The sequence below is a fragment of the Kribbella sp. HUAS MG21 genome, from assembly GCF_040254265.1.
In the GTDB taxonomy this organism is placed as follows: domain Bacteria; phylum Actinomycetota; class Actinomycetes; order Propionibacteriales; family Kribbellaceae; genus Kribbella.
Window position 1 is genome coordinate 2,951,243 of record NZ_CP158165.1, and the last position, 11,683, is coordinate 2,962,925.

Below are 11,683 nucleotides of genomic sequence, written 5' to 3' on the forward strand. Positions count from 1 at the left end.
CCCCAAAGTCCAATGCCCCCGCCCAGTGCTGTCGCCTCGGCCGACCCTGACCTCGCGTCCGCGCCCGCGCGTCCGCGGCGGCGGACCCGGCGTACCACCCTCGTCCTGGGACTGGTCGGGTGCGTCCTGCTGCTGGTCCTGGTGTCGCTGCTCAGCATCGCGATCGGGTCCAAGCAGATTCCGCTGTTCACCGTGGTCGACGCCCTGCGGCACTACGACGAGGCGAACACCGACCATGTGATCGTCCGGTCACTGCGCGTACCGCGGACCGTGATCGGCCTGCTGGTCGGCGCCGCGCTCGGGCTGTCCGGCGCGCTGATGCAGGGCGTGACCCGCAACCCGCTGGCAGACCCGGGCATCCTCGGGGTGAACGGCGGCGCGGCGCTCTTCGTTGTCGGGGGCATCTACTGGCTCGGGTTGTCGTCGCTGACGGCCTACGTCTGGCTGGCCTTCGTCGGCGCGGCCGCGGCGTCGGTCGCCGTCTACCTGCTGGGTTCGCTCGGCCGGGAGGGTGCGACGCCGGTGAAGCTCGCGCTGGCCGGCGCGGCGCTGACCGCGATGCTGGGGTCGCTGACCACCGCGCTGTTGATCGGTGACGTCGACACGTTCGACCAGTTCCGGTTCTGGTCGGTGGGCTCGTTCGCCGGCCGCGGCGCGGACATCGCGGAGCAGGTGGCGCCGTTCATCCTGGTCGGCATCGTGCTGTCGCTCTTCTGCGGCCGGATCCTGAACGCGATGTCGCTGGGCGACGAGGTGGCCAAGTCACTCGGCCAGCGGGTGGGGCTCGCGCGGGTGTTCGTCGCGGTGGTCGTGGTGCTGCTGTGCGGCGCGGCGACCGCGGCGGCCGGGCCGATCGGGTTCGTCGGGCTGACGATCCCGCACGTGGCGCGGCTGGTGACCGGTCCCGACTACCGGTGGATCCTCCCGTACTCGATGCTGCTCGCGCCGATCCTGCTGCTCGGCTCGGACGTGATCGGCCGCGTCATCGCGCTGCCCGGTGAGCTCCAGGTCGGCATCGTCACGGCGGTCCTCGGCGCCCCGTTCTTCATCGTGCTGGTACGACGCCGGAAGCTGGCGGACCTGTGACGACGACCGCGGAGGCAGTTCACGTCATCGCCCGCGCCCGCGCGGCGCGGCAGGCCCGTACCGTCGTGGTGATCGCGGTCCTCGCGGTCGTGGTGTTCGCGACCTTCTGCATCTCGCTGTCACTGGGTGACTTCAAGATCCCGGTGCTCGACGTCGTGAAGACGCTGTTCGGCGGCGGCGACCGCGCGACCGAGTTCATCGTCAACCGGCTGCGGTTGCCGCGGGCGCTGACCGGCCTGCTCGTCGGCGCGGCGCTCGGCCTGTCCGGCGCGATCTTCCAGAGCATCGCCCGCAACCCGCTGGCCAGCCCGGACATCATCGGCGTGACGTACGGCGCCAGCGCGTTCGCCGTGTTCGCGATCGTCACGCTCGGGCTGACGGGCGTGGCGGTGTCGGCGCTGGCGATCGTCGGCGCGGTGCTGACCGCGTTCGTCATGTACGTGCTCGCGTGGCGGCGCGGGGTGTCGAGCTACCGGTTGATCCTGATCGGGATCGGCATCGGTGCGATCGCCACGAGCGTCACGTCGTACCTGTTGACCAAGGCGCGGGTGGAGATCGCGCAGCAGGCGCTGATCTGGCTGACCGGGAGCCTCAACGGGCGGGACTGGTCGAACGTGCGGTCGCTGGCGATCACGTTCGTCGTGCTGCTGCCGCTGATGGTGTTCCTGGTGCGGCAGCTGCGGATCCTGCAGCTCGGCGACGAGACGGCGTACGGGCTGGGGCTGCGGGTCGAGACCGCGCGGCTCGGCCTGATCGTGATCGCCGTGCTGATGGCTGCGGTCGCGACCGCGGCCGCCGGGCCGATCGGGTTCGTCGCGTTCGTGGCGCCGCCGATCGCGCGGCGGCTGACCCGGTCGCCGGGGCCGGCGATGATCACCTCCGCGTTGCTCGGGGCGCTGGTGGTCGCGTTGTCGGATCTGGTCGCGCAGCACGCGTTCGGCGACACGCAGCTGCCGGTCGGTGTGGTGACAGGCGTCGTCGGTGCGCCGTACCTGATGTTCTTGCTGGCGCGGGCCAACCGGGTCGGAAGTGGTGGCTGAGATGGAGGAGAAGTCCGTGGAGCACAGCTTGGCTGCCGACGGTCTTGCCGTCGGCTACGACCAGCGGGAGATCATCCACGACCTGTCGGTGCGGATCCCGACCGGGAAGATCACGGTCATCGTCGGCGCCAACGCCTGCGGCAAGTCGACGCTGCTGAAGACCCTCGCCCGGCTGCTGAAGCCGTCGCGCGGATCGGTGCTGCTGGACGGCAAGAGCATCCAGCAGATCCCGACGCGGGAGGTGGCGACCAAGCTCGGTCTGCTGCCGCAGTCGCCGACCGCGCCGGAGGGGATCACCGTCGCGGACCTGGTCGGCCGTGGGCGGTACCCGCGGACGCGGTGGATCCGGCAGTGGTCGCGCGCCGACGACGAGGCGGTCGCGGAGGCGATGACGTCTACCGATGTGCTGTCGATCGCGGACCGGCCGATCGACGAGCTGTCCGGCGGTCAGCGGCAGCGGGTGTGGATCGCGATGGCGCTCGCGCAAGAGACGGACATCCTGCTGCTGGACGAGCCGACGACGTTCCTGGACCTGACACACCAGTTCGAGGTGCTCGACCTGCTCGTCGACCTGAACAAGTCCGACGACCGGACGATCGTGCTGGTGCTGCACGACCTGAACCAGGCGTGCCGGTTCGGCGACCACCTGATCGCGATGAAGGACGGCGCGATCGTTGCCGAGGGCAACCCGTCGGACGTGATCACCGAGGCGGTCGTGCAGGATGTGTTCGGGCTGGCGGTCAAGGTGGTGCCGGACCCGGTCGCGGGGACGCCGATGGTGGTTCCGATCGGCCGGCACACGAGGGTTCAGGACACGCCGGCCAGGCCGACTCCGGCGGCCGCCGCGCTGGCAGCCAGTGCCGCGGCCAACGGCATCTGCCGTCCTACCGACAGCTAGAGCCGCAAGCCGTCGTACGCCACGGTCCAGTCGGTGAGGTCTGCTGCCAGCGCTGTCGGTGACAGGTGGGTGAGAACCAGTTCCTGGCAGTTGAACCTGTCGCGCCGCTCTGCCAGCGTCGCGAGATCCAAATGCCACCGGATCGGCGTCGGGCTGTAGCCCTCGCAGAGGAAGAGGTCGACGCCGTCCGCCGCGTCGAGCAGGGCGTCGGTCCACTCGGTGTCACCTGAATAGGCGATCGAGCGGTCCGGTGTCTGGACCCGGACGGCGTACGCCGGTGCGCCCGACGCGTGCCGCACCTCGTACGGCGTGACTGTCAGGTCGTCCAAACGCTGTGGACGGCGGTCGGTGTGTTCGAGGACGTGGACGTCGAAGCGGCGTCGTACCTCGGACGAACCGGGGTACAGCGTCTCCATGGCTGCCTTCAACCTGTCCTCGGTGCCGGGCGGACCGACGATGGTGAGGTCCTCGGTGCGGCGCCGGAACTGGCCGTCGAGGATCAGGAACGGCAGGCCGCCGAAGTGATCGCCGTGCAGGTGGGTGAGGACGACGGTGCGGATCTCGTTCGGCTCCCGGGACTGCTGCCGGAGCGCGGTCAAGCTCGTCGCGCCGCAGTCGACGAGAGTCTGCGCACCGACCGCGATGCAGGTCTGGAAACGCCCGCCGGACCCGAAAGCGTCGCCACTGCCAACGATGGTCACGTCCACTTGTCCACAGTCGCAGAACTTCGGGGTCGGTTTTCGTCGGCGGGCCTGGTTATCGTGTCGGGCATGTTGTCGGCGCTCGTTTATCACCGGTCCGTCCTGGCGGTTGTCCGCCGGGTGGACGAGCGCGCCTGGGCGGCGTTGCGTGGTGAGCCCGAGGGGTCGCTCGACGACGTCCTGCTGCGGAATGCGTACCGCTTGGAGCCGTCCGCGCATCCGGCCGTCTTCCGGGCGGGGGAGCGGGCGGCCGCGGCGCTCGAGCTCGACGGGGATATCGACTACTACCAGGTGAGCGGCGAGCCGAATGCGTCCTACCTGCATCAGGCCGGCAAGGCCGTGATCCTCTTCCAGGGCGCGCTGCTCGACCGGCTCGACGAGGACGAGCTGACGGCGGTGATCGGGCACGAGCTGGCGCACCGGCTGTTGTGGCAGGCCGACGAGGGGGCGTACCTCGCGGTCGATCGGCTTCTCGACGCGGCGGCGGGTGATGCTCGGACGCCGTCGCAGTACCTCGAGACGCATCGGCGCTGGTCGCTCGCGACGGAGCTGTTCGCGGACCGGGGTGCGCTGACGGCGTGCGGCGACCTGAGTACGACGGTGCGCGCGCTGCTGAAGCTGGAAACGGGTTTGAGTACGGCGGATCCGGCGGCGTACCTGCGGCAGGCGGAGTCGCTGGACCTGCGGTCGGGCAGCCGCGGTACGTCGCATCCGGAGGCGGTCGGACGCGTGTGGGCGTTGCAGAACTGGCTCGCCGGCGAGGACGCCGAGGCGCTGGTGACCGGACCGCTCGACGTGGACGCGCCGGACCTGCTCGACGCGGTGCTGTTGCGTGAGTTGAGCCGGGACTTCGCGGCGGCGATCGCGCACACGGAAGGGCTGCGGACCGATGCGATCGCGACTGCGGCGGCCGGGTTCGCGGATCCGCCGGGGCCGCTCGGTGTGCCCGGTGGGGCTGTGCGCTTCGACGAGCCGTTGGCGGTGCGGCCGGTGGACGGTGCGCCGTTGCCGCGGCCGCGACCGTTGGCGCCTGCGACTCTGCGGTATCTGTGCTACCTGCTTCTGGACCTCGCCACGGCTGATCCGGAGGCGGGTGACGCCGGGCTGGTGGCGTCGTTGGCCGTCGCTCGGCGGTCAGGTCTGCCGGGGTACGTCGACATCGCGGACGACGAGCTGGGTTGGACGGACAAGCAACGGGCGCGGTTCATACAGGCTGCCGCGGAGGTGGTCGGATGAGCGTGCAGGACCTCGTCGCGCTGGCCGTGTCGCAGGGCGGGCTGGGCAACGACGCGCTGCTCGCCGCGGTGCTGCCGCTGTTCCACGAGACGGCGGCCGTGCATGAGCGTGGCTTGGTCGCGCCGTTGCGCGGTCTGGATCGGCTCGTGGTCGACGAGCAGAGCCGGCTGGGGTTCGCGCCCGCGGACGCGGGCCGGCCGACGTTCGCCACGCGAGAGGTCGACGCGCGGCAGGGGAAGCGGCCGTCGGCGGTCGAGGTGGTCGCGCACCGGCGGACCGACCTCGATCTGGGTACCGGCGGTGGCCGTGAGGAGATCGTCGTACCCGAGCCGGTTCCGGAGGCGATCACCGCGCCGACGCTGGTGGCCGGGTGGCAGAGCTGGGAGCACGTGGTCGGGCACCACGACCAGCTCACCGACATCTTCAGCCTCGGGCAGTTGCTGCTCGCGCTCGGCTGCGGTCTCGACCTGTCCCGCACCGCGGACGTCGCCACCCTGATCGATGCCCAGGGCAACTTGTATCGGCTGGACCCGGACCTGCATCCGGTGATCGTCTCGGTCGCCGGCCAGATGGTCGAGCCGGACCGGCATCGGCGCGCCCAGGACCTGCACTCGTTGATCGAGCAGCTCGAGAACTACCGCGACCAGCCGCTCGACTTCGACGTCGAGGCGATCGTCCGGGGCGTGGCGGACCGGCGTACGGCGGTGCTCGGCGCGCTCCGCGACCGGCTCTTCGACCTCTCCCGGCGGAACCGGCTGATCAACTTCCGCGCCACCGCCCAGACGCTGAACCTCACCGAGGTCTCGGTGCCGTTGATGCTCGACGTACGAACGATCCGCGCCGAGCAGCTGTTCACCTGGCGCGACGACCTGGCGGCGCAGCTGCTCCGCAAACCGCAGCCGCTCGGCAAGTGGATCCGGTACGACGAGGCGTCGTACGCCGCGAACACCCTGGACAAGCTGATCTCGACGGCGCGCCGGGACAAGGCCGACTACGGGCAGGACAAGTTGCGGCTGGTGCCGGCGTTCCTGCGGTGGCACGACCTGAAGAACGACAGGGACACGCGGCTCGCGTCGCCGTTGGTGCTCGCGAAGGTGGAGCTGACGAAGAAGCGCGGCGTGCGGGACTCGTACACGCTGCGGGTCACGGATCCGGTCGCGGAGGTCAATCCGACGTTGCGGCACAGCCTGCGGCAGCTGTACGGGATCTCGTTGCCGGAGACCGTGGACCTGTCGGTGCCGGGTGCGCTGCGGGAGCTGCACGAGCGGCTGGCGAAGGAGATCCAGGCGACGGAGCCGGGGCTGCGCTTGCACCTGCGCGAGAAGCCGCGGATCGATCTCGTGCGCCAGCGGGCGATGACACGGCTGCGGACGTACAACCGGCGGCGCCGCGGGGAGGTGGCGACCGGGTTCGGCGGGCGGCAGTACCCGTACTCGTACCGGCGGACGGACTATCAGCCGCTCGGGGTGCAGATCTTCCGGGCGCAGGTCGCGCAGCAGACGCTGCCGTTGGGGATCGTGCTCGGCGAGGAGCCGCGGCGGCCGGCGGCGCTCGAGACCGACGTGTACTCGCTGGACACCGAGGGTGGGCCGTACTCGTGGGACGTCGACCTGTGCGCGGTGTCACTGGCGAACTTCAACTACCGGACGCTCGGGTTGGTGCGTGACTACGACGAGCTGCTGACGAGCGGTACGTCGGCGGCGTCGTTCGACCAGCTGTTCTCGGACCGGCCGCGGCCCGTGGGTAGTGCGCTGCCGGAGTTGGCTCCTGGTGAGCGGCATCTGGTGGTGCCGGCGGACGGGTCCCAGGTGGCGGCGATCGCGCGGGCGCGGCGTGGCGAGAGCTTCGTGATCCAGGGGCCGCCGGGGACGGGGAAGTCGCAGACGATCACGAATCTGATCGCGGACTTCGTCGCGCGCGGTAAGCGGGTGCTGTTCGTGTGCCAGAAGCGCGCGGCGCTGGACGTCGTCCATGCGCGCTTGGCGAGTCGGCGGCTGGACGGGTTGTGCGCGCTGATCCATGACTCCCAGGCGGACAAGAAGGCTTTCGTCCATGGTTTGCGGGACACGTACGAGGCCTGGCTGTCCGCCGAGGACGACCTGGACACGCTGCTAACGCGCCGGGCAGACCTGCTAGCCCGCGTAGACCGCCTGCTGGCCACGGTCGACGCCTTCGAACAACACCTGGCCACCGGCACACCTCAACTCCGAGACATCATCAACCGCCTGGCCGAACTCCGCGACCACACGTGGAGCCCCGGCAACAACCCACTACCCACAGCCGACGAGTGGTGGCAGACCCGCGCCGCGGCCCAAGACCTGGCCCAATCCTTGGCCGCCGCCTCCCCAACAACAGGCGGAGTCCTGGCCCGAAGCCCCCTGGCGTTCCTCGCCCACTGGGACGACACCGACCTAACCGCCTCCGCCCAAACCCTCCACCACCACTGGGACGCGGTAGCCGCCAGCCTCGAGAATCTGCAGTTGGCCGACGGACCTGGTGGGGCCGGGGTGCGGGAGGTGGCGGACCTGGCTCGGTTGGGGCGGTTGGTGGAGCCTTTGGTGGAGCGGGATCGGGTGGGGGTGGTTGTTCCGCGGTCGGCTGAGGCTCGGGAGTTGGCGGCGGTCGCGGCGGAGCGGGAGCGGTTGGTAGCGGGGGAGCGGGCTGCTTGGGTGGAGGCTGCCGGGTGGAAGGAGCCGTTGGCGGCTGCGGATGCGCGGTCGGCGCTGAAGGTTGCCCAGGACAAGGAAGGTGGTGTGTTCTCCTTCCTCAGCGGGGACTGGCGTCGGGTGAAGAACCTCGTGCGCGCCCGCTTCGACGCGACAGCCCGCACTGTCCAGCCGTCCGTCACCGAGATCCTCACCGACCTGGTCGCCGCACATGAAGCGACAACTGCGGTCCAGCAGCACATCGAGCAGACCCGCCGCGACTGGGCCGCCGACGACCCGCAAGACCTGATCGATCAGCTCGCCGCCGCCCGCAAGACCGTCCCCACCTGGCGCCTTGCCCTCGACGACGGCGTCCCGGCCCAGCTAGCCCACCTCGCCGACGCCCTCGACGACGCCACAGTCGTAACCCAACACCTGCTCGCCGATCACTGGGACACCCGCACCGTCGACGAACTCCGGGACCTCGCCGATCGCCTAGCCGCCGAGCGTCCCGTCGTACGCGCCGTCGGCCCCAAACTCCGCGACCTGGCCGACGCCCCGCCGGCCGTCCTGAGCGCACTCCGCCGCCTCGACGCCACCCCGGACCAACTCGAGTACGCCGTCTGCGCCGCCGAATGGGAACGCACCAGCTCCGCCGCGCCGCTCCAACTCTCCTCGGCCCGCGTCGACGCGATCGTCGGCGAGCTCGGCATGGCGTACGACGACCTGACCGAGCTCAACGCCCAGGTCGTCGTCGCCCAGGTACGCCGCCGCTTCCTGGCCGAGGTCGCGCATTCCGAGCGCAGCGTGACCGGCATGTCGACCGAGGAACGCGAACGCAAGAAGACGTTCGCGACCGGGCGCCGCGAGCTGGAGCACGAGTTCGGCAAGGTCATGCGGTACCGGTCGATCCGCGATCTCGCCTCCGGTGCACCCGGTGAGGTGGTGTCCGTCCTGCGCCCGGTCTGGCTGATGAGCCCGTCCTCGGTCTCGGACACGTTGCCGTTGACAACCTCGTTCGACGTCGTCGTGTACGACGAGGCGAGTCAGATCCCCCTGGAGGAGGCGATCCCGGCCCTGCACCGGGCGCCGCAGCTGATCGTCGTGGGCGACCAGATGCAGCTGCCGCCGACGCAGTACTTCCGGGTGCGCAGCGACGACCTCCAGCCGGACGACACGGACGAAGAGGCGGCCGAACAGGTCGGGATCGCGCTGACGGAGGACAGCTTCCTCTCGATCAGCGCGCTCCGGCTGGCGTCGACCATGCTGACCTGGCACTACCGCAGCCGCTCGGAGGCGCTGATCTCGTTCAGCAACGCGGCCTTCTACCAGGGCAAGCTCGCCACGATCCCGGACCGGCTGCCGCCGCACGCCGCGCCGCCGTGGACCTTGCAGTCCGACTCCCCGGTCGACGAGGTCTGCGACAGCGTCCTCGCCGGCAGCATCACGGCGGTGCAGCTCGTCGACGGTGTGTACGTACGACGTACCAACCCGGCCGAAGCCCGCTGGATCGCGTCGTTGGTGCGCGAGTTGCTGAGTCGCGGGACGGGGAAGAGCCTGGGGATCGTCGCGTTCTCCGAGGCGCAGCAGGGCGAGATCGAGCGGGCGCTGGACGAGCTGGCCGAGAGCGATCCGGAGTTCGCCGCGCTGTATGAGGCGGAGCAGGTGCGCACTCACGGCGAGCAGGACGTCGGACTGTTCGTGAAGAACCTGGAGAACGTGCAGGGCGATGAGCGCGACATCGTGTTGATGAGCGTCTGCTACGCGGCGGGCTCGGACGGCCGGATGCTGATGAACTTCGGCCCGATCAACACCTCCGGCGGCGAGAAGCGCCTGAACGTCATCTTCAGCCGGGCGCGCGAGCACATGGTGATCGTCAGCAGCATCGAGCCCGACGCGATCACCAACACCTACAACGATGGTGCGAACACGCTGCGCCGGTTCCTCGGGTACGCCGCCGCGATCTCCCGCGGCGACCAGGCTGCCGCGAAGGCCGCGCTGGCGTCGTACAGCCTGAGATCCGCGCCAGTGACCGAAGGCCGACCGTTGCCGGTCGTCGAGCAGCTCGCCGCCGCGCTCGAGGCACGCGGTGTGGAGGTCGACCTCGCGGTCGGCGAATCCGTGTTCCGCTGCGACCTGGCCCTGAAGCTGCCCGGCGACATCGGTTACCGTCTCGCCGTACTCGTCGACACACCTGACCGGGTGGCCGCCGACACGCTCCTGGAGCGGCTCACCACCCACCCGACCGCCCTCACCACCACCGGCTGGCGGGTCCACCACGTCCTGACCACCGACTGGGCCCGCTCACCCGACGCCGTCACCGACCATCTGGTGGAAGCGCTGCATCGCCCCGTCGACGGGTAGCCACGACCAGGCCGGCGATGAGGGCCCCGAGGCTGCCGAACGCGAGGTCGCCGAGCGTGTCGGTGTAGGCGGTCTGCAGTTCCGGGGAACTGCGAACGAAGGCGACGTACTCACCGACCTCCCACACCACCGCGGCGGTGGTGCCGAAACCGAGCGCGACGAAGGTGGTCACGGGCCGGGACAGATCGCGGGGCGCGAACGCCAGCAGCACACCAGCAGTGAGAAGGCCCCACAGGACGAAGTGCATCGCATCGTCCCACCAGTCCACCGTGTCGAACAGGTTGAGCCGGTTACCGGCCAGATCGACGAGCCACGGCAGCGTCATCAGCAGATCCGCCGACCACGGGAAGTGTCGGTGCAGTCGGCTGCGTGCGCGTCCGTATGCCCACCACCACAGCGGCAGGGCCATCCCACCGATCGGGTACACCACCAGCCGCGCGGTGGACGCCTTCCCCTTGATCCCGCTCAGATCCGGCCAGATGAGGGCCGCGAGCAACAGCCCGAACAGCAGCACCTTCACCGCCAGAGCGGCGTACCGCATCCAGTCCACCCGGGCATCGGGCGCCAGTCTCGCCACCATCGTCGTCATACCACCCAGTCAATAGGCCCACCCGGGGGCAGCGGATGAGTACAACTACCCGAAAGGCTAAACGCCGAGCCAGCCGCGACGGGAGGCTTCGTGCCCGAGTTGGAAGCGGGTGACGACCTGGGCGCGGTCCATGAGCTGGCTGACGCGGCGTTGGACCGTACGCAGCGACATACCCAGCTGACCGCCGATCGCCTGGTCGGTGAGGCCCGCGAGCAGCAGGGTGAGGATGCGGGCGTCGACGTCGTCGAGGCGGTCCGCGGCAAGTTCGGTGGCGCCGGATTCGGTGGGGAGTACTTCGTTCGCGCCCGACCACACCAGCTCGAACAGGTGCAACAGCGCGTCGAGCAGCCCGGACGGATGGACGAGCAGCGCCCCACCGGCGGAATCGGCCGCAGTAGGTGCCAGCGGCAACAATGCGAGCGACCGGTCCGCGACCACCAGCCGGAGCGGCAGGTCGCCGGTCACCCGGATCAGCTCGCCGGCCTTGAGCGACTCGGCCACCAGGTCGACGAACCCCGGCTTGGCGAAGGCCGCGCGCTCGACCACCACGCGATAGGTCACTCCGCGCGCGAGCGCCGCGTCCTCGTCCACGTTCTCGTCGGCGGACACCACCGCGACCGAGGCCTTCACCAGCGCGAGTACCTCGTTCGACGCCCCGCGCTGCATCTGGCCGAACCGCTGCGCGACCGCCTGCGCACCGCGGACCACCTCGATCACGTCGGTGTCGGAGCGGTCCGCCATCACGCCCCGGTACTGCTCGGCGAGCCGCCCGAGCTCGAGCTGCGCCCGGCGGATCTCCTCCTGGCGCTGCACGATCAGCGAGCCGAGCGCCAGTGCCGGCGGGGACGCGACGAAGTGCCCGGGCGTCGCGGTGGACCGAGCGACCAGGCCCTTCTCCTCGAGCCCGTCGAGTGCGGCGGCGAGATCGCTCGTCTCGACCCGCAGCGACGCCGCCAGCTCCTCCACGGACTCCGACGGCAGCGTGATCAGGCGCCGGTAGGCACCCTCCTCGATCGCATCCAGTCCCAGCACGTCGAGCATCGTGCGCTCCTTCGAGGGGCTTCCGGGGAAGAACCGCGTGGCGGACACCTGTCATGCCGTAATCCCGCCATTGAGCACTCTAC

General features: G+C 70.2%; 8 protein-coding genes. 5 read left to right on the forward strand and 3 right to left on the reverse strand.

Annotated features, from left to right (window positions below):
* The first annotated feature begins 12 nt into the window (after positions 1–12).
* The 3 genes from ABN611_RS14415 to ABN611_RS14425 are packed head-to-tail and all read left to right on the forward strand — an operon-like array spanning position 13 to position 3,024.
* Positions 13–1,086, forward strand: coding sequence for an iron chelate uptake ABC transporter family permease subunit (locus ABN611_RS14415; RefSeq protein ID WP_350280373.1), 1,074 nt, complete (start codon positions 13–15; stop codon positions 1,084–1,086).
* Positions 1,083–2,126: an iron chelate uptake ABC transporter family permease subunit gene (locus ABN611_RS14420; protein WP_350280374.1), complete on the forward strand. Its 1,044-nt coding sequence runs from the start codon at positions 1,083–1,085 to the stop codon at positions 2,124–2,126. The genes ABN611_RS14415 and ABN611_RS14420 overlap by 4 nt, the downstream gene beginning before the upstream one ends.
* Before the next feature lies 1 nt (position 2,127).
* Positions 2,128–3,024: an ABC transporter ATP-binding protein gene (locus ABN611_RS14425; protein WP_350280375.1), complete on the forward strand. Its 897-nt coding sequence runs from the start codon at positions 2,128–2,130 to the stop codon at positions 3,022–3,024.
* On the opposite strand, the gene ABN611_RS14430 is transcribed toward ABN611_RS14425, so the two are convergent.
* Complete coding sequence (locus ABN611_RS14430; RefSeq protein ID WP_350280376.1) at positions 3,021–3,725, reverse strand: MBL fold metallo-hydrolase; 705 nt, start codon at positions 3,723–3,725, stop codon at positions 3,021–3,023. The two genes, ABN611_RS14425 and ABN611_RS14430, sit on opposite strands and share 4 nt — an antisense overlap.
* A 69-nt stretch (positions 3,726–3,794) precedes the next feature.
* On the opposite strand from ABN611_RS14430, the gene ABN611_RS14435 reads away from it, so the two are divergent.
* Positions 3,795–4,961, forward strand: coding sequence for a M48 family metalloprotease (locus ABN611_RS14435; protein ID WP_350280377.1), 1,167 nt, complete (start codon positions 3,795–3,797; stop codon positions 4,959–4,961).
* Positions 4,958–9,970 (forward strand): AAA domain-containing protein, encoded by a 5,013-nt coding sequence (locus tag ABN611_RS14440; protein ID WP_350280378.1) that lies wholly within the window; start codon positions 4,958–4,960, stop codon positions 9,968–9,970. Before ABN611_RS14435 ends, ABN611_RS14440 begins: the two co-directional genes overlap by 4 nt.
* On the opposite strand, the gene ABN611_RS14445 is transcribed toward ABN611_RS14440, so the two are convergent.
* Positions 9,924–10,559: a hypothetical protein gene (locus ABN611_RS14445; RefSeq protein WP_350280379.1), complete on the reverse strand. Its 636-nt coding sequence runs from the start codon at positions 10,557–10,559 to the stop codon at positions 9,924–9,926. The genes ABN611_RS14440 and ABN611_RS14445 overlap by 47 nt on opposite strands.
* 57 nt (positions 10,560–10,616) lie before the next feature.
* Entirely contained in the window at positions 10,617–11,600 is a 984-nt protein-coding gene (locus ABN611_RS14450) for a helix-turn-helix domain-containing protein (protein ID WP_350280380.1), read from the reverse strand.
* Positions 11,601–11,683: the final 83 nt, after the last annotated feature.